The following is a 24,700-nucleotide window of genomic DNA, read 5'->3' as shown; positions in this document are numbered from 1 at the left end:
ATGCTATTACGTTAAAATCGATTTGATATCAGTCAAGTAAACAGGTAAGATTAGAATAATTTTAACCTTAAATAAATAAATAAATAGAACTTATGGAAATAATATTTGAATACCACGATATAGAGACAAGTGATCGTTTAGAAGCCCATGCGAAGGAAAAATTAGAAACCGTATTTACACGTTACGATTTTGTAATTAGAACCGATGTATTTTTTAAAACAGAAAATACGACGCGTGATGATACCGGAAAAATTTGTAGCATTAGATTGAGTGCTCCTGGCCCACGTTTATTTGCAGAATCTTCGCATGAAAATTTTTATGATGCCATTTCTGAAACAGTAAATGATCTATTGCGTCAGTTGGAAAAAAGAAAAGATAAAATGAAAACATATTAAGCCATGGGAATGATAAGTAGAGATAACAATCAAATAAATTGTATTTATGCAAGCGATTCGGATTTTGGAAAACAACTAGAAGGCTATTTAAAGGCTTCTGGTAAGAAAATTTTAATGTCCAATATCAACGAGACCATGCCAACAGCTACGCAATGGCAAGATTTGGCCGCTGATCTTAATACTGAAATTGAAACCTTTTTAGATTTTTCAAACATTAAAGACGTCAGTAATAGCTCTAATTTTGATGCTAACGATTATGTCACTATTTTAATTAATAATCCAAAAGCATTTAAAGGTGCAATTATTTTAAATGGAGATAAAACCGAACATATTTCAACAGTTACAGACGTCTTAGATTATTTTGAAATTGATAGTGCAGATATCAAGCGTCCTTAAAATAGAGTGTCTTTAAATATGAGTAACAATTAAGTTTTAAGACAGTTTTCTTTTAATAAAATAGTTATACTTTTAATCCATAATGGATGAAAGCACTTTATTACGATTTAAGGGATACCTAAACACCCGTTCTTTATTTAAAACGAGTTGTTTACCTGATATAGGTTTAACGGAACTCAATTCTGAAGTACAATGGAAAGGTGATGATTTTAGATGTAAAAATCAACGTTTAGGTAAACTTGTAGAAGAATTTGTGTTTTATCAGTTACAGCAAAAAGACGCTGTCAAATGGCTAACAGAAAATTTACAAATTCAAAAGAATCGTCAAACCATAGGTGAGTTAGACGCGCTTTATATGTTGGATAATCAACCTATTCATCTTGAGGTAGTTTACAAATTCTATTTGTATGATACATTAGAATCTTATAACGAGCCTCTCTCCTATTGGATTGGACCTAATCGGAAGGATACGCTTTGTTATAAATTAGATAAACTTCGAGATAAACAATTTCCGCTTCTTTTTAATAATGAAACGATTAAACAACTTGCTGAGTATAACATCGATGTCAAGGCTGTTTCACAACAACTATGTTTTAAAGCCCAATTGTTTTTACCTTATCATGATTCTGAAGTAGATTTTAATCTAGTCAACGAGGACTGTGTTTCTGGTTTTTATATATCTTTTAATGCTATTTCGACTTTTGAAGCGTTAGAATTTTTTATACCTCAGAAATTAGATTGGTTAGTGACGCCTTATAACGATGTGAATTGGCAAGATTATGAAACTGCTATGGCCAGAATTCAAAAAGATATTGAAGCCCAACGCTCTCCTTTAGTATGGGTTAAGTATAATGAGACCAAACTCATAAAATGTTTTATAACCTTTTGGTAAGCATGAAAGATCACAGCTATTTTAAATTATACAAACCTTATGGCTATTTAAGCCAATTTGTAAATCACCAGACCAAGCGTAAATCTAAAAAGCTTTTAGGAGAACTTAATAATTTCCCCAAGGAAACTATGGCAGTTGGTCGGTTGGATGAAAAGTCTGAAGGCTTGTTACTCTTAACCACCGATGGAAAATTTAGCAATTACATCACCAGTTCGGCAATTGAAAAAGAATACCATGTGATGGTTGATGGGGTTATAACACCTGAAATTATTTCAGAATTAGAAAATGGAGTTGAAATTTCTGTGGAAGGTAAACTATACAAAACAAAACCGTGTCAGGCTAAAATCTTAAAAGATACATCGCATATCATTGAACGTTTTGTACGCGATGAACGCCATGGGGTTACGTCTTGGCTCTCCATTACGATCACCGAAGGAAAATTTAGACAAGTCCGAAAAATGACAGCCAAAGTAGGTTTGCCAACGTTGAGATTAGTAAGAGTAAGGATTGGTGATTATAATTTGGACGCTATGGAACCCGGTGAAGTTATACCTATTAATTACTAGACGTTTCTTCTGTGGTTGCACTCGCCGTTTTCTCGGTAATGATGACCTTTTCGTTATTAAAAACAATGGTTGCTTTTACACCAGTCAGAAGATTCCATTCTTTAGAAGAAATGACGCTACCTTTATCATCATAAACCACAAATTCGGCTGTATTAGGACCCGATTCTCCTTGGTTTAAAGCCACAATATCAATAGTATTCTTTCCTTCTGCTAAGTTAACTTCTACTCGTCTGTAACTACCTGTAAGTAAAAGGTTGTGTTTAACAATACTTCCATTTAATAAAATCTGAACACGGTCTCCGTCAGGATATTGATGATCTCTACACACAATGTTTACAAATTTAGTATCCACATTATGTTCTCCTAAAAATTGATCAGACATCGTTTGCACTATGCCTCCTTTTACGGCTTCTTTTTTCCAACGTTTTTCGAAAATTTCACTTGGACTTTTTAATCCGTCATTTTCAAACATAGAAAAAGGTTTCTCTGTTTCTCTAATCACAAATTTTTCATCATTGTTCTCTGAGTTCCCACTTGACTTTTCCGCTTCTGTTTTAGGGATTGGTGCCACCTTAACTTTAACTAATGCGGAATCTTTTTTCTTTTTAGATTCTTCTGCAGGTATACGTATGGATTTCGTCTCTTTATCTTTAATAACTTGGCCAAAAACGGTTGTGCCGCAAAACATGCAGAATATAAATGCTATGATATAACTCGTTTTCACTTTTATATTTTTGGGTTTAAGTATATGCCTTTAAGTTACAAAAATCGTACCTATTCCAAATTAAAGGCATAATTTCAGAATTCTTTACAAAAAAAAGTTAAAACTTTCCATTGAAACTAATTCTTAACTTTCTATTATACTCTTCAAATAGCCACTCTTTGTAGTTTTGAGTACTATTCATAATGCAGTAACAGTATTGTTTGATCCTAAAGGCAATTTCATCTTGAAGCGCTTTTGTCAATTCTCTAGCGTCATAGACATCTTCACTATTATCAATGCATATTTGAGAGTGTTGGGCAATAGACCGCTCTATAACTGTAAACGATTTTTTACCTTCATTCATAACCTTTTTATACTCTGCCTTAACATCAAAATTTAAAGTATATGATTTTTTGAATTTCACCTTTAGTGTATCGGGCATGGTGTAAACAAAATCGCGTTCTAATAAATCATCATCGATAATATTCTCTAAATAATAATCGGGATGTTTAAAAATATGTTGCCAATCCACGGGTTGATCCCAAGGTCCAAAACGCGCTTCGTTATTTCCCAAATCGATAACTTGAAACTTATCTCTGTCCTTATAAATTCGGCTACCACGACCAATCATTTGAAAATATAACGTCAGTGATCGTGTGGCCCTATTTAGAATTATAGATTCTACAGAAGGTTCATCAAACCCCGTGGTTAGAATACTTACAGAAGATAAAACGGCATCTGGCGTCTTTTTAAACCATTTTAAAATGTCTTTACGATCCTGCTTGTTTGCTGTATTATCTAAGTGTCTTACATTATAACCCGCTTTTTTAAAGGTGTGATAGACTTCTTTAGACGTATAAATTCCATTATTAAAAATAAGCGTTTTTTTGCCTTTTGCCATTTCCTCATAAGCCATTAATAGCTTAGATTGCATTAAGCTGTTGGTATATAAAGCTTCTGAAGATTTAACGGTATAATCACCATTAATACCAATTTTTAAAGAGGTTAACCCAACATCATAGTTAGAAACTTCGGCTTTGGCTAGGAATCCATTTTTTATTAAAGTTGAAATATCATCGCCAACAATTAACTTGTTGTAATTATCTTTCATGGGTAGTTTTATATTACTACTCAATGGTGTAGCAGTTACACCTAGAATGAAGCAATTTTCGAAAAACTTAAATAGCTTTCTGAATGAATTGTAATGTGCTTCATCAATAATAACTAAGCCAATATTTTTTAATTCGAAATCATTATCAGACAAACGGTTATTTAAGGTTTCAACCATGGCCACAAAACACTGATAGTCATCTTGGTCTGGAAGCGTTTTTACCTTACTATTAATGACCTTGTTCTTAACATTAAAACCAGATAGCACATTTGAAGTTTGCTTACAGAGCTCAATTCTATGCGTTAAAATAACTACTTTTTTCTGATGTTGTTCAGCGTAGCGTCTTACGATTTCAGAAAAAATAACCGTCTTACCTCCTCCTGTTGGTAATTGGTATAAGAGGTTGAAATCATCAGATTCATCTCGCATTACATCAAAAATGCGATTAAGGTCTTTGATCTGATAATCATAGAGACTTTTCTCAGTGGCATTTTGTTGAATGGTTTCAGTTTCTGATGACATAAATTGAATTTAGCACTTAATTAATTTCGCAAAAATAGCACATTGTAAAGGTTTACGGAATGAATTGTTAACAAGATTTAAAAAGATTGGTATTGTTATTGTGTTTAAGATTTCATTAACATTTAAATATATAATATTATGAAATCATTTAAAAGACACTCTGTATCGGTCAATGCAGGATCTATGGCAGACATTGCCTTTTTGTTACTTATTTTCTTTTTAGTAACTACCACTATTTCTGCGGACAAAGGTATTTTACGAAAATTACCACCTATTTGCGATTCACCTGATTGTACAGCAGATATTCCGGATCGGAATTTATTGGAGATTGCAATGAACGCTGATCAACAAATTATGATTGAAGCTAACATTGTAACATTAGAAGACGTTAAAGATAGTGTTGAAGCCTTTATTGATAATAATGGTAGTGCTACTTGTGATTTTTGTGAAGGTAAACAATCTAAAGATTCCTCTGATCATCCTAAGGTGGCTGTAATTTCTTTGCGGCATGATGCTTTAACTAAGTATGATTTATTTATTTCAGTACAAGATGAAATTACAAGAGCCTACTATGATTTAAGAATGCGGTATGCAAAACAGGTCTATGACAAAACTCCAGATGAATTAACAAAAGAAGAACTTATTGCCGTGCAGAAAGCGTATCCGTTTATTGTTTCTGAAATTATGGTAAAGCGCTAATGCGTTATTGAGTCTTTAGGTTGAATACAATATTCAATCACAACGTTCCTTTTGCCCCATGCTTTTGCTTTTTTAATATCATTGTCCATATAAATATCAATGCGTTTTCGGTAACGTTGATTCATTTTATCTTTTACAATGTATAAACTATCAAAACCTTGAATTTTAACTTTGGTATTATGTACTAAACCAGAATCCAATAGATCTCGTGAGATAGCAATGTAGCGTAAGCCAGGTTTTAAACTATCTCCAAAAGCCGTAATATTTGGATTAGAATTCGTTTGGTAGGCTAATGAGTTGTAGGCTGTCGCTGTTACTTGAAATGTTTTTTTTATACAAGTATCTTTAGTATGATTAGTGCAATTATTCAAGGAAATACAGCACAGCGCTATAACAAAGTGACCTATTTTCATATTTATAAAGGTACATCAAAATTGTTAAATTTTGTTAAAACTGTATTATGTTTAACATAGTACTGTAACAAAAGTAAAGTTTCGACGTCTATTAGGTATAACCAATTAAAAAACATAAAATTATGAGAACTTTAAACAGCAACCAATTATCAAGTACATCAACTGAAACAAAAAGTTTTAACTGGAACAAAAAAAGACGTTATAGATAATAGCGCATAATTTCATCAATCAATCAATCAATCAATCAATCAATCAGTTATGAGAGTATTATTAAAAATTGTCAACACATCTAATAGTTTAGATGATGACTTAAAAACCAGTAGATTTTAATTTGAATTAATTCAATTTAATGTGTCACAAAAAAGTCAGTTTCCTATGAAAGAAACTGACTTTTTTTATGACTTTTATTTTAAGGTTTTACTTTTTAATAAATTTTTGGGTCATAGTACTCGTATCAGTAGATAATTTTATAAAATAAATACCACTTTGATAATTTGATATATTTAGAGTATGAGTATCATTACTTCTTAAATCCCCATGGCTAATTTGTTTTCCTAAGGTGTCAAATATTTTAAAACTTACGTCTTCATTTAAATTATTTAAATCAATATTTAAGTTGTTATTAACTGGATTAGGATATAAGTTAATTAAACCGTCTAAACTAAATTCATTAACACTTAAAGGATCTTGTACATTGAATGTGACTGATTCAGAAGTCGTAAATTCACCACCAGAAATTATCTCATTGTCATTTTCATCTTTTAAGCTATATGAGCCCGAACCATAAAAACAACAAATACCATCATCTTCTTCGTCGTAAATTGTAAATGTATAACATTCGTTAAAACTCGGAATAGTAATAATTTCTTCGTATGATGTAGGACTATTTGAATCAAAATACATTCCACTATCTACGATGACCCCAGAACTATTAACTAGGTCCCATGTGGTTTCATAACCGTAATTATCAGTTAATAAATCTAAAGTAATAGTTGTTGTGGTATAAGATGGTGACACTTCAAAATTGAAACTATAGGTATCATTAGTCGTGTTTTCGTCTTGTGTGCCATTAGGGTTAGAAACAATTATCTCTAAAGAATGACTACCTGGTCCTAAATTAGAATATGTTGGTGTAGCAACCACTACACTTTCACCATTAAGTAAATTACCAGTCCAGCTTATAGGAGTATTCGACTCATCATCAATACTATACGATACATCTGCAGAAGTTAAAGTTAGAACTCCTGAGTTAACAAGTGTAATTTCCGGTGTAAAATCTTCACCACAAAGTTCTGCTGCATTACCTGAACCTGCGGTTACTCTGGCATCAATATCGTAGGTTTGAAGTGAAGGATATTGATCTAAAATTTCAACTCCAGAATCTGAAGGATCTAACCAATCTTTCAGACGTGTTGAAGCTGTTGTACCGTAATCCCATGCTACGCCAAAACGTCCATAAATATCGTAGCCGCCATTATCCACAGTGCCAGAACATGCTGCTGTACCTGCAGAAAGCATACCGATTAAATGACCTGTTTCGTTAAACAATCCTGACCCAGAAGAACCTCCTTCAGTTACACCTAATTCCCAATCATTAATTCTCCACATTTGTGTAGTCGCATTTCCGTTAAAGCTTGTGGTATATCTAAATGCTCCTTCATCATTTCGAGATACTTTTTGAATATCTCCACTAGGGTGATGAATACCAAAACTCATTGCTGGAGTTTGAGTCGTAGAATTATTCCAACCAGCCCAAATGACATCTGGATTATTTTCAAAGAAACTAGTATCTGTAATTTCTACTAATTCCATATCCGACTGTGAGCTCTGAGCTCTTACTACTGCTCCACTCACCGTTTGGTCGTATGTGCCGTTAGTACTATTTGTTGTTGTCCCACAAGATGGGTTAGGACTTCTCCAGTTAAATCGAAATGCCCAACTTCCTTCACCTCCACTACAGTGGTTAGCAGTTAGGAAGTAAGGTGTCTCATCATTATTAGTATTGTTTACTAATGTCCCAGAACAAAATCCACCACCAGAAACTAACATAGCTACTGCTTTTTTGACTTCTTCTTTTCGGGTATTTATGTCATAAGGATCTGAAGTTGGAGTAATATCACAATCGACATCTTGATTACAAGACCCAGAATCATTTAATGATTTTTGGTAGTTTTCAGCAGTACGATATCCATGTACTACAGAGCCTACAGTAATTTTAGCTTCACCAACAACGTTGGCAGGTTGGTAATATTCGATGTAAGCAGAATCACCTTCTACCAACCACGTTCCTAAAACTTCCTCAGCATTGTTATTATGATACGTGAAAGGTCTTAATAAGTCGGTCTTATCCTCATTATATACATAGAGTTTTGCACCTTCAGGAATTTTGAATACATCGAACATAAAATTCAATGAATAGGCACCTTCAGATGAATAAGACATTCTCCAGATTCGATCTCCGTTCTCTAAAGTTGTCCATTCACCAACCTCATTAAAGTTATGATCTACATAAATATCATGACCAAATCTCCAAGGAATTGACTTGTCTTGGTCATTAATAAGATCTTCATCTTGCAATGCTTTTAAATCGAAAGTTGGAAGTTTGAAAGGGATCACATCAGAGATGTAGGCTTTACTCCAACTGGGTGGTTTAATGTCCTCAGGTATTTGTTGTGCAAAAGAGAATGTGCAAGCTAAAACTAGCACTAATAGTAGTTTAATTTTCATATTTTATCTTTTAATGAATTAATTTTAACATCAATATATCATATCAAATAAAGCAATTAATAGATGGAGTTGAAAATTTATTATACTTAAACTTAATTTTCATCTACGTAACACTATTATCAATCTACCAAATTATGATTGATTAATAGGCTAACAGTTGCTTTAAAGCGGACTCAAAGCGTCCTTTCGCTAAATATTGTTCTTCTAACTGTCCAATGAATGGAATTGGGGTTTCCATACTTGCTACACGTTTTACAGGCGCATCTAAATATTCAAAACATTCTTCCATTAATAGTGCTGAAAGATCACTAGCAATACCTCCAAATAATGAATCCTCCTGTAGAATTATTGCGCGTCCTGTCTTTTTAACAGAATTAATTATAGCATCTTTATCTAACGGTTGCAATGTTCTTAAATCTATGACATCGGCTGAAATATCTGTGTTTTTTTCAAGAGTATCTAAAGCCCAATGCACTCCTGCTCCATAAGTAATAATTGATACCGCGTCTCCTTCTTTTAAAACGGCAGCTTTTCCAAATGGAATGGTAAAATAATCCGTTGGGACATCTTGACGAATACTTCTATACAATGCTTTATGTTCAAAGAACAACACAGGATTTGGATCATTAATAGCTGTAGCTAATAAGCCTTTAGCATCATAAGGATACGCTGGATATACTACTTTCAATCCTGGCGTTTTAGTAAACCATGCTTCATTGGTTTGTGAGTGAAATGGACCAGCAGCCACACCTCCACCACAAGGCATTCTGACCACAACATCAGCTTCCTGTTGCCATCTGTAGTGTGATTTTGCTAAATAGTTCACCACAGGATTAAAACCAGAAGTCACAAAATCTGCAAATTGCATTTCTACAACAGACTTTATACCTGAGATAGATAATCCCATTGCTGTTTCAACAATTGCCGATTCACATATAGGTGTATTTCTAACTCTATCTTTTCCAAATGCTTCTACAAATCCTTCAGTAATTTTAAAAACACCTCCATATTCTGCAATATCTTGTCCCATTATCACAAGATCTTTATGTTTTAGCATCGATTGTTTTAAGCCTTCTGAAATCGCATCAATGAAACGTAATTCTTTTGTGACTTTATTAGGTGTAAATGGTTTATATTCAAATACTTTGTAAACATCATTTAATTCTGCAGTTTCACTAGGGATGATGTCGGGTTCTCCATAAGCAGTGTCTAAAGCAGTATCTATTTCAGACTTAATTTCATCAATATAAGCTTCATCAATTTGTGCTGTAAGAATCTTTTTACTGAATAAAAAGCTTCTAAAATTTTCAATAGGATCTTTAGCTTCCCATTCTTCTATCAATTCCTTAGGTACATACTTTGTACCACTAGCTTCCTCATGACCTCTTCTCCTAAAAGTTTTAAATTCTATTAAAATTGGTCGTGGTCTTTTTCTAATACTTTCGGCTAATTTTTGAACTTTCGTATAGGTTTCAATAATATTATTGCCATCTAAAACAAAAGATTCTATACCATAACCTTTACCTCTATCTGCAATCTGCTTACAATTGTATTGTTCGTTTGTTGGTGTAGAAAGTCCGTAGCCATTATTCTCAACACAAAAAATTACGGGTAAACTCCATACTGAAGCAACGTTTAGGGCTTCGTGAAAATCACCTTCACTAGTTCCGCCTTCACCAGAAAAAACAGCTGTAAGATTTCCGTTCTTTTTTAAAAGATTTGCTAAGGCTATACCATCTGCAACTCCTAATTGAGGGCCTAAATGCGATATCATTCCTACAATATTGTATTCTTGAGTCCCAAAATGAAAAGAACGATCTCTTCCTTTTGTAAACCCACTAGCCTTTCCTTGCCATTGACAAAATAGACGATGCAAAGGAATTTTTCGTGTCGTAAAAACACCAAGATTTCTGTGCATAGGTAGAATATATTCACTCGGTTTTAAGGCCATAGTGACACCAACGGAAATGGCTTCTTGCCCAATTCCTGAAAACCATTTTGATACTTTTCCTTGACGTAAAAGAATGAGCATTTTTTCTTCAATTAGTCTAGGCTTTAGCATGTTATAATAAAGCTTTAATAACGTTTGGTCATTTAAACTTCGTTTGTCGTATGCTATGTTACTCTTTGTGATTGTTGGCATGTAATGTTGTTTCAATAATGTTATAAGTGTCCCTATTCTATGGTTTCAAAGGTCACATAAAACACCAATATTAATCACTATCTTTTGTCTCAAGGTTTAGATATGAATATTTCAAATGTAAATAAAATTGCTTCAATAATTCAAATTAGACTTCAAATTGTCAATAAATCCTATCTGATTTTTTAGTACTATTATTGTTACATTTGTATATTCACAAAATTTTAAACACAAATCCCATGGATAGAATACCTAGTGTAGATTTAAAGGATTTCATTTCTGAAGATCCTAAACGAAAACAAAAGTTTATAAACGATATAGGAAAAGCATACGAAGACATTGGTTTCGTGGCTTTAAAAGGACATTTTTTAGATGACGCTTTAGTCGATAATTTATATGGAGAGGTTAAGAACTTTTTCAATCTACCATTAGACGTAAAAGAGAATTATGAAATTCCTGGTATTGGTGGTCAACGCGGTTATGTTTCTTTTGGTAAAGAAAGCGCTAAAGGAAAAAAAGAAGGTGACTTAAAAGAGTTCTGGCATTTTGGTCAATATGTAGAAGATGATGAAGAGCGTAGAAAAGAGTACCCCGAAAATGTAGAAGTTAAAGAGTTAGATGATTTTAATAAAGTAGGAAAGCAAACCTACCAAATGCTTGAAAAAACAGCGAAGTACGTTTTACGTGCTCTGGCACTTTATTTGGATTTAGAAGAAACCTATTTTGATAATTATATTCATAATGGCAACTCTATTTTGCGACCAATTCATTATCCTCCAATCACATCAGAACCTAAAAATGCGGTAAGAGCGGCCGCTCACGGAGATATTAACCTTATTACCTTATTAATGGGTGCCCAAGGAAGAGGCTTGCAAGTGCAACGTAACGATGGTGAATGGATAGATGCTATTGCAGAACCAGACGAATTGATGATTAACGTTGGAGATATGTTATCTAGACATTCTAATAACAGATTAAAATCCACGATTCACCGCGTTATAAATCCACCTAGAGAGCTTTGGGGAACGTCGCGCTACTCTATGCCGTTTTTTATGCATCCTGTTAGCGAAATGAAATTAGATGTTTTAGAGAGTTGTATCGATGAAGAAAATCCAAAACAGTTTGAAGATATCACTGCTGGAGAATTTTTAAACGAACGTTTAATTGAGCTAGGATTAATTAAAAAATAGTCGTTAGTTGTTAGCCTTTAGTTGATAGCCCATATGAGTAGGTGAAAACTACCTGATACTGCCAACCGAATACTGAACACTGAAAACTAAAATCATGGATTTACAAGATCAATTAAAAAATCTCTTTCCAGACCATACTCCAGAACCTACAGATAGCACTGAAGACTCTAAGGATAATTTATGGTTACAAGACGATCCTATAATTTGCAAATACGAAAAACGAAAGGGCAAACCAATTACTATACTTGAAGGTTATACTGGAGCTTCAGAAGATTTTAAAAAATTAGCGAAAGAACTAAAAACGAAACTTAGTGTGGGTGGCAGTTTTAAGGATGATAAAATCATTATTCAAGGAGATTATAGAGATAAAATCATGGCAATGTTGAAGGAAAAAGGATTTAATGTAAAACGCGTAGGTGGTTAATTTATATGACTAAAAATTGTTTACACATAACTAACGGTAACAGTCTCACGGATTATTTAAGAGACCTAGATTTTAAAGAAGATATTTTAACATGGCAGGAAATGCTTTGCGAAGGGCCCACAATTCCAGCGATTAATTCGAGAGAATTTTTAAGACTTCGTGTTAATTTCCTTAAAGAGTATTACGATATTGAAGTTAATACTCGCGAAATTATATCTGAAGTATCAAAACTTGATGAAACTGATAAATACACAGAAATAAATCTTTGGTTTGAGTATGATTTATTTTGTCATATTAATCTTATAGGTGTTATTAATTTATTACATCAAAAAGAAATAAAGAAGCCCCTTTATCTTATTTGCAGTGGCCGCGTAAAAGGTGAAAAACGTTTAAAAGGATTGAGTGAACTTAATCCTGAACAATTAAAATCACATTATAAAGAGAAAATTTTACTCACAAGAGAGGATATTGATCTAGCCATTGCACTATGGCGGACCTATTGTGGTAAGGACCATAATATATTAAAACCTTATATTGTTAAAAAATCGAGTTTTAAATACATGAGTAATTGTTTGAGAGCTCATTTAGAACGTTTTCCCTATCAAAAAAGTGGTCTTAGTGTTTTAGAAACTAACATTCTTAATATTGTGAAGGATAATTTCATAAAATCAAAAGGTCATCTTTTAGGGTATTGCCTTAATTACCAGGGGTATTATGGATTTGGAGATTTACAATTATCACGTATCATAGACAAATTAGATTTATTTTTCACCGAAAATGATACGGGGATCATACTCAATAGAAAAGGCCATGAAGCCATCTTAGACCAGCATAATTTTGCAAAAGAAATAAACAATGATATGGTTTATGGGGGTGTTAATCGCTTAGGTTTTCAATTTAACATTAAACAGAATAAACTTATTAAAACCATATTTAATGGCAATTAAAGATTCAGAACTTATTTTAAATCCAGACGGTAGTGTTTACCATCTCAATTTAAAACCGGAGAATATTTCGGACACCATAATTTTTGTTGGTGACCAAGATCGTGTAGAAAAAATTACGAAGCATTTTGATAGCATAGAATTTAGTACGCAAAAACGAGAATTTAAAACACAAACGGGATATTATCAAGACAAACGATTAACCGTTATTTCAACAGGGATTGGTCCAGATAACATAGATATTGTATTGAATGAATTGGATGCTTTAGTCAATATTAATTTAGAAACTAGAGAAGTAAAACCAGAATTAACAAGTCTGAATATTATTAGAATTGGAACATCTGGATCCTTGCAAAATGACATTCCGGTGGATGAATTCTTAATAAGTACACATGCCTTAGATATTAATGGGATGTTACATTTTTATCAAATTGAAGGTATTAGTAATTCTGAAGTAGAAGATGAATTTATCAAGCATACGAATTGGGATGCTAATAAATCGAGGCCAATTGTTATAAAAAACAGTAAATATTTAGAAAAGTATTTTGAAGGAGATAAAACACATAAAGGAATGACAGCAACTGCTGGTGGTTTTTATGGTCCTCAAGGACGTGTTTTACGATTGCCTTTAAAAGACGCTGGTTTAAATAAAAAAATAGACAGTTTTAATTTTAAAGATATTAGAGTTACAAACTTAGAAATGGAAACTTCCGTTATTTATGGACTTTCAAAATTATTAGGTCATGAGGCTATATCTCTAAATGCTATTATTGCAAATAGAGCAAATGGCGATTTTAGTAAAGCTCCTAAAAAAGTGGTAGAGAAATTAATTTTATATGCTTTAGAGCGTATTGTTAATATTTAATTTAGTGTTGTATAGAGCACGTTTGAAGTGCTTCTTTAATATAAAATAATAAATCTTGTTTTGATATAATAGTTACGAAAACAAGTTCAGCTTAACATGAAAAAAGTAAATATTGGAGGTGTTCCAGAACACTTTAATTTAGCATGGTATCTCACGCTTAAAAATGGGGAATATAAAAATCAAAATATTAATTTAAGATGGCATGATTATTATGGTGGCACTGGTGCTATGACCAAAGCTTTGCGTTCAGGCGAGATTGATATGGCTGTGATACTAACGGAAGGGATTGTTAAAGATATTATTGAGGGAAGTCCGTCTAAAATTGTTCAAACTTTTGTAGAAACTCCGTTAATTTGGGGCATTCATGTTGCTGCCGATTCTAATTTTAATACTATTGAAGACATAAAAGGCACAAGAGCTGCAATAAGCAGATATGGTTCTGGTTCTCACCTTATGGCCTATATTAATGCTAAAAATAACAAATGGGACCTGGAGAATGACTTAAACTTTGAGGTCATTAAAAATTTAGATGGAGCTATAAAAGGATTAACCGAGGGGGAAGCCGATTATTTTATGTGGGAGAAATTTACGACTAAACCTATAGTGGATGAAGGAGTGTTTAAACGCATAGGGAATTGCCGATCTCCATGGCCATGTTTTGTAATTGCAGTACGTCAAGATTTTATTGATAATAATGAAGACGACTTAAAAACTATATTAGATATCATTAATGAGACGACGTCCGAATTTAAAGCGATACCAAGTATTGATAAAACTATTGCTAATCGTTACGAACAAGAATTAGAAGATGTACGTGAATGGCTGTCATTAACCGAATGGTCTCAAAGTATTATGGATAAGAACACTTTAGATAATGTACAGGCGCAACTACATGATTTAAAAATCATTGACAAAAAAGTAGATTATTCAAAATTAATTCATAAATTATAATCTCAATTCTTAATGACAAGCATCTAAAATTGGATTGTTAAGGATTGTGAATAGGAGAAGTAAGTTGCAATATGTTTATTTTTAAAGCATTACAAGGTTTTTATTTTCAATAAAAAAATCAAGTTTTTGTTAATTGTGAAAAATTTAACTACATTTGTTTCTCTAGGTTAAATGCTATTAATAACCCAAACAGACTTATATGATTGTTAACATTATTCTGATTTTATCCTGCTTAGTTGTGCTTAATTTTTTATTACTAATCTTTAGTTGCAACAAAACCACTAAAAAAGCAAAAGATAAAGTTCCCTCATTTACTAAAGTTGAAGACCAACCAACTATTGTAGTTTCCAGTCAATTACAGCCTCGCCAACTTGCTCCAACTGGGAGTTAGTTTCACTAAAATTTTTATTTCCAAACCAATAACCTCTATTCGCACTCAAAGGAGAGGGATGACCACTTTCTAAAACTATATGCTTAGAAGTATCTATTAATTTCTTTTTCTTTTTAGCAAACCCTCCCCAAAGGAGAAAAACAACATTTGTTTTTTCGGCACTAATTGTTTTAATGACAGCGTCTGTAAATTGTTCCCATCCTTTTTTCTGATGACTACCAGCTTCATGTGCTCTAACGGTTAAGGTCGCATTTAAAAGCAATACTCCTTGATCTGCCCATGGCATTAAATTTCCGCTTTTGGGATACGAAATTCCAAGATCAATTTCTAACTCTTTAAAAATATTGACTAAGGAAGGAGGGTGTTTGACACCATCATTCACAGAAAAACATAAACCATTGGCTTGCCCAACATCATGGTATGGGTCTTGCCCAATAATCACCGCCTTTACATCTTCAAAATGACAATGATTAAAAGCATTAAAGATCTCTGATTTAGGAGGAAAACATTCATGGTTTTGATATTCAGAAAGAACAAAATCCATTAATTCTTCAAAGTATGGTTTATCAAATTCTGGTTGAAGGTATTTTTTCCAGCTGTGATGTATATTTAAATTCATGTATCGGTCGATTTAAAATTCAAAAATAAAGAAACATCTATAATAATGTAAGTATTAAACAAAAGCACTTTACAGTATTAGGCATATAGCCACTTTTACCCTAAATTTGTATTGCTTTAAAAAAGAAAGAAAATTACATGATAAATATTCATGAAAAAACTTTAAACGACCTTGAGTTTTTTACGGTTTTAAATCAAGTTAGTACACATGCCATTACAGCTTTAGGTAAAGAAGCTATTATGAATATTCTTCCATTTAAAGCCGAAGAACAACTAAAGCGCGAGCTTATTTTCGTCAACGAATATTTATCTTCGTTTGAAAATGAAAATCGAATTCCGAATCATGGTTTTGAAACTATTGCTAAAGAATTAAAACTATTAAAGATTGAAAATACGTATTTAGAAGTTTCAAGTTTACAGAAATTAGTAGGCATGTCACTCACAGTAAATACTATTTTAAAGTTCTTAAAGAAGTTTGAAGAGTATTATCCGCAACTGTATCAATTCAGTAATTATATTGAAATAAGTACGCTTATTATTGAACAAGTCGATGCCGTCGTAGATCGTTTTGGTGATATTAAAGATAATGCTTCCCCCCTTCTTTCCAACTTACGAAAATCTATAAACATACTAAAAGGGAAAATAAACAGTAGTTTTTCTTCAGCCTTAAATACCTATCACAACTTAGATTATTTAGATGATATTAGAGAGTCTGTTGTAGAAAACAAGCGTGTTTTAGCTGTAAAAGCCATGTATCGTAGAAAAGTAAGAGGTGCGATAATGGGAGGCAGTAAAACAGGTAGTATTGTTTATATTGAACCAGAAACCACACTTCAGCACACTAGAGAACTCAATAATTTAGAGTACGAGGAAAAAGAAGAGGTTATTAAAATCTTGAAAGAATTAACAGATTATATTCGTGAATTCTTACCGCTACTTCATAAGTATCAAACATTTTTAACGCAAATTGATGTTATTTCTGCTAAAGCAAAATATGCACAAAGCATGAATGCTATTCTGCCAGAATTTTCAAAAGAACGCAGTATGTATTTGCGCGATGCTTATCACCCACTACTCTATTTAAATAATAAAGAAAAAGGTGAAAAAACATTTCCGCAAACCATTGGCTTAAAAAAAGACAGTCGAATAATTGTTATTTCTGGACCTAATGCTGGAGGAAAAAGTATTACTCTAAAAACCGTTGGTTTATTGCAAACCATGTTACAAAGTGGTATGCTGATACCTGTACATGAGCGCAGTTATGTCTGTTTGTTTGATAGAATTTTAAGTGATATTGGTGACAATCAATCCATCGAAAATCATCTAAGTACCTATAGCTACCGTCTTAAGCAGATGAATTATTTTCTAAAAAAGTGTAATCATAAAACCTTGTTTTTGATCGATGAATTTGGAACAGGAAGTGACCCGGAATTAGGAGGTGCTTTAGCGGAAACTTTTTTAGAAGTCTTTTATGAGCGTGAAGCTTTCGGAATTATTACGACCCATTATTCAAACTTAAAATTACTCGCTAACGAGCTTCCTCATATTGAAAATGCTAATATGCTTTTTAATGAGAAAACTTTAGAACCGATGTATAAGTTGGTGGTTGGGCAAGCCGGAAGTTCTTTCACCTTCGAAGTCGCACAAAAAAATGGAATTCCGTATAGTTTAATCAATAAATCTAAAAAGAAGATTGAACGTGGTAAAGTTCGGTTCGATGCTACTATTGCGAAGCTTCAAAAAGAACGAAGCAAATTAGAGCGTACCGAACGCTCACTCAAAGAAAATGAAAAGAAGAAAATCTCTGAAGCCGATAAACTTGAAGAAGTAAACGCTAAAGTTCAAAAGAAATTAGAGAGTTTTCAAGAATTATACGATTCAAATCAGCGTTTAATTTACTTGGGTCAGAAAGTGAATGATATCTCTGAAAAGTATTTTGAAGATAAAAAGAAACGCGAATTAATGGCGGAATTATTCCGTTTGGTTCAGATTGAAAATTCAAAACGAAAAAAACTATCAGCCAAACAAAAACGCGCCGAAAAACATAAAGAAAAACAGGTAAAACAAGAGGCTGAAAAGAAGGTTGAAGTTATCCGTAAGAAGAAAAAAGCGGCTAAGAAAAAAGAAGCTAAAGTCGAAAAGCCTAAACCAATAATACGTGTTGGTGACCGTGTTCGTATGCAGGATGGACGTGCTGTTGGTAGTATTGATTCTATTGAAAAAGGCAAAGCCAACGTTAATTATGGTATGTTTACTACTAACGTTAGCTTGGATCAATTGGAATTAGTTGAAGCTATGAAGAAATAATCAATTAGAAGTCTTCAATTATTTTGCTAGACATATTATTAGAGCTTTCAAAAGGAGTGGATTTAATCTCTTTTTTAAATGCCTTATAGCCATATAACTTATCTTTGTTATATTTTGTCATTTCTGCGTAGGCAGGAATCCACAAATTAGAATCACAGGCTTAAAATATATCTCTGCCTTCGCAAGAATGATAAATAATGATAGATATACCAAATAACAAACAACTAATACTCTTTGATGGGGTTTGCAACCTTTGTAACTCAAGCGTATTATACGTCATAAAACGCGATAAAAATGAAAATTTTTTGTTTGCTCCTTTACAAAGCGACATCGGTAAAACTATTATTAATAAATTCAATATTGATACTGAAGAAACAGATTCTATTTTACTCTACAATCCTAAGAAAGATAAATTAACTTATAAATCTACGGCTGCACTATTCGTGGCTAGTCAATTGAGATTTCCGACGAACCTATTATCCATCTTTTTAATTGTGCCAGGGTTTATTAGAAATTGGGTATACACTTATATTGCTAAACATCGCTATAAATGGTATGGAAAAAAAGAATCCTGTATGATTCCGACCCCTGAGTTAAAATCTAAATTTTTAACATAAAAAAAGCCTTTCCATAACCAATTGAAAAGGCTTCTATTAAATTAACAACTTACTTAAAACTAATTTAATTTAAACAAAAAAATAAGTTTCAATTTTTTATGATGAGGGATAATAAATAATTGATTAATAGCACATTATTTTGATACTGTAAATATATAATCATCTTAAAAACTTACATAAAAAACTCGATATAACCACCTGAAATATTGATTTGGGTTTAAAAAATGCAAATTATATCTACCAATGACGTTTTCGTAGTCATTGTCTTACTAAGTCATAAGATCCTTTCACTTCCTGTAAACACGACTTCACTCATTTAGGATTTTAATATAAACAGCATTGCCATAAGTTTGAGCAAACAATATTCTATCTTATGACCACCACATCAAAACTTCTAAAAACACTTCTAGTATTCTTCATAATATTAATAGCACAATTGAGCTATGCATTTCAGCAACCAAGTAAAATAAAAACGGTAACCGTATATTTAGATGGAGCAGAAATTAATAGAGAATCTTCGGTAAAACTCAATTCAGGAAAATCTGAAATCACATTTAGTAGTTTATCACCATACATTGAAGAAAGCAGCATTCAGATTTCAGGATTAAAAGATGCTTCCATTCTATCGATTAATTATGGCATCAATTATTTATCTAAACAAAAGCAAAACGATTCCATCACTCAGTTGCAAAAGGACTTGAAAAATTTAGATGCAAAGATTCAACAACAATATCATTTAATTGCTGGTTATAATGAAGAATTAAGTCTTATTCAAAACAATAAGAAATTAGGTAATGCATCTGAAGTTGTAAGTTTAGAAAAGCTTAAAACTTTTGCGACCTATTATAGAACGCGTATTACAGAATTAAAAATTGATATTAACAAATCGAATTCCGAAATTGAAAAGTATGAAGAATCCAAAGCTGACATTACTAAACAATTAGTAGAATTAAATGTTGATGAAAAAGTACAAACCGGTGAAATTACATTAAAATTGAATACTGATACCGCAACCGCATTACAATTGAAACTCAAATACAACATCAAAAATGCAGGTTGGTTTCCTATTTACGATTTAAAAGCAGATAAAATTAATAGCCCAATTAGTTTAGAATATAAAGCACATGTCTTTCAGAATTCTGGTTGCGACTGGACAGATGTTGACTTAGTTTTATCAACAAGTGATCCCAACACTAATAACGAAAAACCCGTTGTAAACCCTAAGTATTTGAACTTTATAAGTGCTTATAGTAATTACCAATCGCAACGTGCAACTAGAAGTTATAATTATAAGTACAATCCATTAGTGAAGCATGTTTCTGGTGTTGTGTCATCATCTTCTGATGGTTTACCATTACCAGGAGTGAGTGTTATTGAAAAAGGAACCTCTAACGGTATACAAACCGATTTTGATGGTCGCTATACGCTAAAAACGACATCTGGTAACACTATTGTTTATTCTTATGTTGGCATGAAAACGGAAGAATTGCCTATTCATTCTAGTATTATGAATGTGACTTTAGATGATGATGATACTTTAGATGAAGTTGTTGTGGTTGGGTATGGCACAGCAACTAAGAAGGCATATACAGGAGCTGTTTCCTCAGTTAAAACCGAAGAAATAACGCGTGCATTAGCTGGTGAAGTTGCTCGTGTCAATATAAGAGGTGTTGGTAGTATAAATTCTGCATCTACCCCTTTGTATATTGTTGATGGAGCTCCGTATTCAGGAGATGTAAGTCAGCTTCATCCAGATCATATTTCAGAAATTTCAGTTCTTAAAGATGCTGCCGCAACAAGTATGTATGGAAGTCGCGGAGCCAACGGTGTCATACTAATCACTTTGAAAGAGGAGTCTGATAGAAAAATTAACGATTTAGGAATTATTGTAGAAACAGGCATCACCAACACCAGATTCGAAATTAATAAAAAACACAATATTCCATCTGATGGAGATATTTCTGTCATTGAAATCGATAAATTCAGTGTGCCTGCAACCTACAATTATTTTGCAGCACCTGTTTTAAATGAGAATGTATTCTTAACTGCTAAAATTGGAAATTGGGAACAGTATAATTTATTACCTGCAGAAGCGAATGTGTATTTTGAAGGGAGTTATTCTGGTAAAACAAACATCAATCCGAGCGCAACAACAGATAGTTTAACAGTGTCGCTTGGAGTAGATCCTAATATTATTGTGAAGCGTAAGCAGCTTAATGATTTTAAAAAGACTACATTTATTGGAAATAACAAAGTGATTCAAAAAGCTTTTGAAATTGAAATTAAAAACAACAAACCATCTGATATTCAATTAACTGTTTTAGATCGCATTCCTAAAAGTCAGGCTAAAACCATAAAGATTGATGACATAGAAACTGGGAACTCTAGCTATGATGAAGATAAAGGTATTTTAAAATGGACATTAAATTTAAAGCCTAGTGCCACAGAAAATGTTAAACATTCCTATACCGTAAAATTTCCGAAGGGGAAACGCGTTAACTTATAACATATCATAGCCTCAAAACAAAATAGCTCAATTAAACCCTAACTTCTGTTAGTTAGGAATGAGTTTAATTCTCGCAGGAAGCTTGTCTAACTTTCTGTAAGTATCATTAATTTTGATAGTAAACCTATTTTCGTTTTGAGGCTTTTTTTTATAATGCTTTAAACAAGCGCGTCAATGATTTTAGCATGTTTTGCTCGGTAATATCAAAATCATCATCCATAAAAAATAACACTCTAATATCTTCTAACAGGAGGTCAATATCATCCTTATCGTAAAGATGCTGCTCTAAACTCGTTGTAATTTTCTTTAGACCTTGGTAGTCGTTATCTCTATTAAACTCTTCATGAATTTCTTGAAAGGTTTCCTTATCTACTTTAGAGATAATAAAATCACGCTCTTCTGGTGTTTCTTTTAAATCAGCATTAGCTGCAAATAGTAAAATGTAGGCGACGAGTTCGTCTTTTGTCCAATCTATTGTTTTCATTACTTATGTTAGGGTTAAACTTCCATATTCTGTCCATGAGCCATCATAGACTATTAATTCGGTATAATTACAAAGTGTGGCAGCCAACGCTAAAATACAAGCTGTAATACCAGAACCACAACTAAAAACTAAAGGTTTTTTATCTTCCACTAATCTATTAAAGATTATTGATAATTCGGTAATAGGTTTCAAAATATTTCCATTAAATAATTCAGTGTATGGTAAATTTATTGAATTTGGAATAGTTCCACGACGCAACCCAACTCTTGGCTCGTCTACCGAACAATTAAAGCGCGCTTCGGATCGTGCGTCTATGATTACTACATTTTCAGAGTTCGAAAATTCATTAATACCTTCAAAATCTGTCATTAATGTTGGATTGAAATGTGCAATAAAATTACCTTCAGCATAAGTATCGTCTGAATACGTTTCAATGTTATACTCGTGATTTTTCCATTTCGGAAGTCCTCCGTCTAATACAGCAACATTTTCAAATCCAAAAACTTTAAATAACCACCAAACTCTGGCGCTAGAATATATGCCTTTGTCATCATAAACGACAACCATAGAATCTTGGTTAATTCCTATGGCTCTCGCTTCATTTTGAAATTGTTCTTTTGAAGGTAACGTGCTCGGAAAAGGAGCAGACGTATCACTGAATCTTTGCTTTATATCTACAAATCTAGCGTTAGATATTCTCATAGAGTCTTCATCTATCACTTTGTTAATTGTAGCATCTAAAATGATTAGATTATTGGCATTATGGTTGTCCTTAAGCCACTCTACCGAAACTAAATTTGAACTCTGATCTATTTTCATGTTATAAATATATATTCATTGAGAACGTCTAGAATTAAAATCTAAGAATCCAGATCAAAAGTTTCTGTTGGATTTTCATGTTCTTTATAATCAAGCATATTTTCACCGTCCGCAATGATTGAACACACTGTTGCATCTCCGGTGACGTTAACCACGGTTCTAAACATATCTAAAATACGATCTACTGGAAAAATAATAGCAATCCAAGCGGGATTTAAACCTACAGAGCTCAACACAATAATGAGCATTACTAAACCAGCACTTGGAACCGCTGCCGATCCGATAGATGCCAACGTTGCGGTGAGAACAACAGTAACTTGTTGACCTAAGGTTAAATCTATCATATGCATTTGGGCCAAAAATATAACAGCTACGGCTTGATACATACTTGTACCATCCATATTCACTGTAGCTCCAATTGGCAGAACAAAACTGCTTATTTTTTTATTGACACCTAAATTCTCTTCAACACACTCCATAGTTACAGGAAGGGTTGCAGCACTACTCGATGTGGAAAATGCTAAGGTCTGTGCAGGACTCATGGATTTAAAAAATCCGGTGTAAGGAATTTGTTTTACAAAAAGTTTTAAGATCAACGGATATATAACAAAGATCATTAAAAGTAGACCTAATAACACCGTTAATGAATACCAGCTTAAGCCTTTAAAAATTTCAACAACTTTACCTATATCATCACCTGCCATTTTACTGACCACTCCTGCTAACAAAGCAAAAACAAAAAATGGTGCACCTTGCATTACAATATCAACCATTTTGAGAAACACGTCATTAATTCCATTTACTAGATTCAACACAGGTTGAGAAGAGTTTGATGGGATAAACAATAGACAAACACCAAAGAAAATGGCAAAAAATATAATTTGAAGCATTAATCCATTATTCGATAGTGAATGGAAAAAATTGCTAGGAACAATATCAACTAAGGGCTGCAAAGGAGTGGAATCTTTACGGTCTTTAACGGTTTCCATTTTATCGGCTACAGCAGCTTCTTTTAATTCGCTTTTAGATAATTCCGATATCTCTTGAGCACGTTCAAAAAATGCTGGATCTTGAAGATAATTTATACCATCTTTTATAACATGACCTTCACTAGCGGCCCATATTTCATAACTGATACGGTTATCTATTCGACTTTGTTCATCGATGAGCTCGCCTGGTTTAAATACATTGACTAACACTAAACCTAATGAAATCGCCATAATGGTCGTAATAAGGTATATGCCTAAAGTCTTACCTCCCATTCGACCTAAACTTTTTGGGTCACCGATATTGGCAACACCACTAATTATAGAAAACAGAACTAAAGGAACCGCAATAAGCTTTAATAAATTGATAAAAATGGTTCCAAAAGGATCAATCCAATTAATGGTAAATTGACTCCACCCCATTAAGCTTGAAACTAAAGCCCAAATGATTCCGAGAACCATTCCGATTATAATTTTCCAGTGTAATGCTAGTTTTTTCATAAGCTATAGTCTACTATCTATTTTTATTTAAAATAATTGCTAATTGATTTTCTAAAATTAATCACTAGAAAACCAATTACTACATATATTAATTCGAGGTAAAAACCGCGTTCATTGTAATCATATACGTCTGAAGCAAATGGTCCTGACATTTCACTCGATACGTTAAACTTAAAATATTGATAGCCTTCATAAAGTACCAATGGTATGCTATTTAAAAGCATAAACACACCCAATAGTGCACAAGAAATTTCAATCACATATTTTGATTCCACATTTGAAAAATTAAACTGGTCTGTGTCAAAACCTTTATCAAGCTTAAAAAAATTAATGATTTTATCTGGATGTTTAAGTATATAATTTGCAAAAAGGATAAAAAATACAACAATGCCAAGTAATGTCAAAATCGCATACATAGAAAAGTCATAACCTGTACTAAAAAACATATTAGCAATTGCAGGGACAATTCCATAAAAAATAATAATTAATGAAAAGAATTTAAGTGCAACTTTAAAAAAATCTCTAGGACTCAT

23 protein-coding genes are annotated in these 24,700 nt (G+C 32.7%); 13 read left to right on the top strand and 10 right to left on the bottom strand.

All coding sequences use genetic code 11. From position 1 onward, the window contains the following. Window positions 1-92 precede the first annotated feature (92 nt). The 4 genes from hpf (at window position 93) to KO515_RS03015 (ending at window position 2,249) form a co-directional block, all read left to right on the top strand. Entirely contained in the window at window positions 93-395 is a 303-nt protein-coding gene (gene hpf / locus KO515_RS03030; RefSeq protein WP_215934909.1) for a ribosome hibernation-promoting factor, HPF/YfiA family, read from the top strand. A gap of 9 nt (window positions 396-404) precedes the next feature. Then, entirely contained in the window at window positions 405-791 is a 387-nt protein-coding gene (locus KO515_RS03025; RefSeq protein WP_215934908.1) for a hypothetical protein, read from the top strand. An 82-nt stretch (window positions 792-873) separates the two neighbouring features. Beyond that, complete coding sequence (locus KO515_RS03020; protein ID WP_215934907.1) at window positions 874-1,683, top strand: DUF1853 family protein; 810 nt, start codon at window positions 874-876, stop codon at window positions 1,681-1,683. A gap of 2 nt (window positions 1,684-1,685) precedes the next feature. Then, a complete protein-coding gene (locus KO515_RS03015) occupies window positions 1,686-2,249 on the top strand; it encodes a pseudouridine synthase (protein WP_215934906.1) in 564 nt (187 codons plus the stop codon). Here KO515_RS03015 and KO515_RS03010 read toward each other — a convergent pair. Both KO515_RS03010 and KO515_RS03005 read right to left on the bottom strand, forming a co-directional pair. Next, window positions 2,239-2,973: a hypothetical protein gene (locus KO515_RS03010; protein ID WP_215934905.1), complete on the bottom strand. Its 735-nt coding sequence runs from the start codon at window positions 2,971-2,973 to the stop codon at window positions 2,239-2,241. The genes KO515_RS03015 and KO515_RS03010 overlap by 11 nt on opposite strands. Before the next feature lie 97 nt (window positions 2,974-3,070). After that, window positions 3,071-4,585, bottom strand: coding sequence for a DEAD/DEAH box helicase (locus KO515_RS03005; RefSeq protein ID WP_215934904.1), 1,515 nt, complete (start codon window positions 4,583-4,585; stop codon window positions 3,071-3,073). 138 nt (window positions 4,586-4,723) lie between these two features. On the opposite strand from KO515_RS03005, the gene KO515_RS03000 reads away from it, so the two are divergent. Beyond that, window positions 4,724-5,284 (top strand): ExbD/TolR family protein, encoded by a 561-nt coding sequence (locus KO515_RS03000; RefSeq protein ID WP_215934903.1) that lies wholly within the window; start codon window positions 4,724-4,726, stop codon window positions 5,282-5,284. Here KO515_RS03000 and KO515_RS02995 read toward each other — a convergent pair. The 3 genes from KO515_RS02995 to KO515_RS02985 all read right to left on the bottom strand — a co-directional run bounded on the left by KO515_RS02995 (window position 5,281) and on the right by KO515_RS02985 (window position 10,567). Next, window positions 5,281-5,697, bottom strand: a complete 417-nt coding sequence (locus KO515_RS02995; RefSeq protein ID WP_252723769.1) for a 3D domain-containing protein — start codon at window positions 5,695-5,697, stop codon at window positions 5,281-5,283. The genes KO515_RS03000 and KO515_RS02995 overlap by 4 nt on opposite strands. A gap of 417 nt (window positions 5,698-6,114) precedes the next feature. Beyond that, window positions 6,115-8,424 (bottom strand): T9SS type A sorting domain-containing protein, encoded by a 2,310-nt coding sequence (locus KO515_RS02990; RefSeq protein ID WP_215934902.1) that lies wholly within the window; start codon window positions 8,422-8,424, stop codon window positions 6,115-6,117. Between the two features lie 142 nt (window positions 8,425-8,566). Beyond that, entirely contained in the window at window positions 8,567-10,567 is a 2,001-nt protein-coding gene (locus tag KO515_RS02985; RefSeq protein ID WP_215934901.1) for an alpha-ketoacid dehydrogenase subunit alpha/beta, read from the bottom strand. A gap of 236 nt (window positions 10,568-10,803) precedes the next feature. Between KO515_RS02985 and KO515_RS02980 the strand changes: the two genes are divergently transcribed. From KO515_RS02980 to KO515_RS02960, 5 genes are all read left to right on the top strand, one after another. After that, window positions 10,804-11,754: an isopenicillin N synthase family dioxygenase gene (locus KO515_RS02980; protein ID WP_215934900.1), complete on the top strand. Its 951-nt coding sequence runs from the start codon at window positions 10,804-10,806 to the stop codon at window positions 11,752-11,754. Between the two features lie 94 nt (window positions 11,755-11,848). After that, a complete protein-coding gene (locus KO515_RS02975; RefSeq protein ID WP_215934899.1) occupies window positions 11,849-12,178 on the top strand; it encodes a translation initiation factor in 330 nt (109 codons plus the stop codon). A gap of 5 nt (window positions 12,179-12,183) precedes the next feature. Beyond that, entirely contained in the window at window positions 12,184-13,125 is a 942-nt protein-coding gene (locus KO515_RS02970; RefSeq protein ID WP_215934898.1) for a DUF1835 domain-containing protein, read from the top strand. After that, window positions 13,115-13,987: a nucleoside phosphorylase gene (locus KO515_RS02965; RefSeq protein ID WP_215934897.1), complete on the top strand. Its 873-nt coding sequence runs from the start codon at window positions 13,115-13,117 to the stop codon at window positions 13,985-13,987. The genes KO515_RS02970 and KO515_RS02965 overlap by 11 nt, the downstream gene beginning before the upstream one ends. Before the next feature lie 96 nt (window positions 13,988-14,083). Next, window positions 14,084-14,938 carry a substrate-binding domain-containing protein gene (locus KO515_RS02960; protein WP_215934896.1) on the top strand — a complete coding sequence of 285 codons (855 nt, stop codon included), beginning with the start codon at window positions 14,084-14,086 and terminating at the stop codon, window positions 14,936-14,938. 335 nt (window positions 14,939-15,273) lie between these two features. Here KO515_RS02960 and KO515_RS02955 read toward each other — a convergent pair whose 3' ends face one another. Then, a complete protein-coding gene (locus tag KO515_RS02955) occupies window positions 15,274-15,948 on the bottom strand; it encodes a uracil-DNA glycosylase (RefSeq protein ID WP_215934895.1) in 675 nt (224 codons plus the stop codon). A 137-nt stretch (window positions 15,949-16,085) separates the two neighbouring features. Between KO515_RS02955 and KO515_RS02950 the strand changes: the two genes are divergently transcribed. From KO515_RS02950 to KO515_RS02940, 3 genes are all read left to right on the top strand, one after another. Further along, on the top strand, window positions 16,086-18,254 hold the full coding sequence (locus KO515_RS02950) for an endonuclease MutS2 (protein ID WP_215934894.1): 2,169 nt from the start codon (window positions 16,086-16,088) through the stop codon (window positions 18,252-18,254). Window positions 18,255-18,451: 197 nt separating this feature from the next. After that, entirely contained in the window at window positions 18,452-18,871 is a 420-nt protein-coding gene (locus tag KO515_RS02945; protein WP_215934893.1) for a thiol-disulfide oxidoreductase DCC family protein, read from the top strand. Between the two features lie 373 nt (window positions 18,872-19,244). Next, a complete protein-coding gene (locus KO515_RS02940; RefSeq protein WP_215934892.1) occupies window positions 19,245-21,377 on the top strand; it encodes a DUF4139 domain-containing protein in 2,133 nt (710 codons plus the stop codon). Between the two features lie 148 nt (window positions 21,378-21,525). On the opposite strand, the gene KO515_RS02935 is transcribed toward KO515_RS02940, so the two are convergent. The 4 genes from KO515_RS02935 to KO515_RS02920 are packed head-to-tail and all read right to left on the bottom strand — an operon-like array spanning window position 21,526 to window position 24,700. Beyond that, entirely contained in the window at window positions 21,526-21,861 is a 336-nt protein-coding gene (locus tag KO515_RS02935) for a hypothetical protein (protein WP_215934891.1), read from the bottom strand. A 3-nt stretch (window positions 21,862-21,864) separates the two neighbouring features. After that, a complete protein-coding gene (locus tag KO515_RS02930) occupies window positions 21,865-22,680 on the bottom strand; it encodes a sulfurtransferase (protein WP_215934890.1) in 816 nt (271 codons plus the stop codon). A 41-nt stretch (window positions 22,681-22,721) separates the two neighbouring features. Further along, window positions 22,722-24,167 (bottom strand): dicarboxylate/amino acid:cation symporter, encoded by a 1,446-nt coding sequence (locus tag KO515_RS02925; protein ID WP_215934889.1) that lies wholly within the window; start codon window positions 24,165-24,167, stop codon window positions 22,722-22,724. A gap of 23 nt (window positions 24,168-24,190) precedes the next feature. Next, entirely contained in the window at window positions 24,191-24,700 is a 510-nt protein-coding gene (locus KO515_RS02920) for a hypothetical protein (protein WP_215934888.1), read from the bottom strand.

It is taken from the genome of Winogradskyella psychrotolerans (assembly GCF_018860545.1).
In the GTDB taxonomy this organism is placed as follows: Bacteria; Bacteroidota; Bacteroidia; order Flavobacteriales; family Flavobacteriaceae; genus Winogradskyella; species Winogradskyella psychrotolerans_A.
Note: the sequence above shows the minus strand (reverse complement) of the source record. Positions and strands in the feature narration are given on the sequence as shown.

Bases quoted from the DNA above. Each gene is read 5' to 3' on its own strand.
- hpf (WP_215934909.1), top strand. From the start codon at position 93: ATGGAAATAATATTTGAATACCACGATATAGAGACAAGTGATCGTTTA.
- KO515_RS03025 (WP_215934908.1), top strand. From the start codon at position 405: ATGATAAGTAGAGATAACAATCAAATAAATTGTATTTATGCAAGCGAT.
- KO515_RS03020 (WP_215934907.1), top strand. From the start codon at position 874: ATGGATGAAAGCACTTTATTACGATTTAAGGGATACCTAAACACCCGT.
- KO515_RS03015 (WP_215934906.1), top strand. From the start codon at position 1,686: ATGAAAGATCACAGCTATTTTAAATTATACAAACCTTATGGCTATTTA.
- KO515_RS03005 (WP_215934904.1), bottom strand. From the start codon at position 4,585: ATGTCATCAGAAACTGAAACCATTCAACAAAATGCCACTGAGAAAAGT.
- KO515_RS03000 (WP_215934903.1), top strand. From the start codon at position 4,724: ATGAAATCATTTAAAAGACACTCTGTATCGGTCAATGCAGGATCTATG.
- KO515_RS02995 (WP_252723769.1), bottom strand. From the start codon at position 5,697: ATGAAAATAGGTCACTTTGTTATAGCGCTGTGCTGTATTTCCTTGAAT.
- KO515_RS02990 (WP_215934902.1), bottom strand. From the start codon at position 8,424: ATGAAAATTAAACTACTATTAGTGCTAGTTTTAGCTTGCACATTCTCT.
- KO515_RS02985 (WP_215934901.1), bottom strand. From the start codon at position 10,567: ATGCCAACAATCACAAAGAGTAACATAGCATACGACAAACGAAGTTTA.
- KO515_RS02980 (WP_215934900.1), top strand. From the start codon at position 10,804: ATGGATAGAATACCTAGTGTAGATTTAAAGGATTTCATTTCTGAAGAT.
- KO515_RS02975 (WP_215934899.1), top strand. From the start codon at position 11,849: ATGGATTTACAAGATCAATTAAAAAATCTCTTTCCAGACCATACTCCA.
- KO515_RS02970 (WP_215934898.1), top strand. From the start codon at position 12,184: ATGACTAAAAATTGTTTACACATAACTAACGGTAACAGTCTCACGGAT.
- KO515_RS02965 (WP_215934897.1), top strand. From the start codon at position 13,115: ATGGCAATTAAAGATTCAGAACTTATTTTAAATCCAGACGGTAGTGTT.
- KO515_RS02960 (WP_215934896.1), top strand. From the start codon at position 14,084: ATGAAAAAAGTAAATATTGGAGGTGTTCCAGAACACTTTAATTTAGCA.
- KO515_RS02955 (WP_215934895.1), bottom strand. From the start codon at position 15,948: ATGAATTTAAATATACATCACAGCTGGAAAAAATACCTTCAACCAGAA.
- KO515_RS02950 (WP_215934894.1), top strand. From the start codon at position 16,086: ATGATAAATATTCATGAAAAAACTTTAAACGACCTTGAGTTTTTTACG.
- KO515_RS02945 (WP_215934893.1), top strand. From the start codon at position 18,452: ATGATAGATATACCAAATAACAAACAACTAATACTCTTTGATGGGGTT.
- KO515_RS02940 (WP_215934892.1), top strand. From the start codon at position 19,245: ATGACCACCACATCAAAACTTCTAAAAACACTTCTAGTATTCTTCATA.
- KO515_RS02935 (WP_215934891.1), bottom strand. From the start codon at position 21,861: ATGAAAACAATAGATTGGACAAAAGACGAACTCGTCGCCTACATTTTA.
- KO515_RS02930 (WP_215934890.1), bottom strand. From the start codon at position 22,680: ATGAAAATAGATCAGAGTTCAAATTTAGTTTCGGTAGAGTGGCTTAAG.
- KO515_RS02925 (WP_215934889.1), bottom strand. From the start codon at position 24,167: ATGAAAAAACTAGCATTACACTGGAAAATTATAATCGGAATGGTTCTC.
- KO515_RS02920 (WP_215934888.1), bottom strand. From the start codon at position 24,700: ATGAGTCCTAGAGATTTTTTTAAAGTTGCACTTAAATTCTTTTCATTA.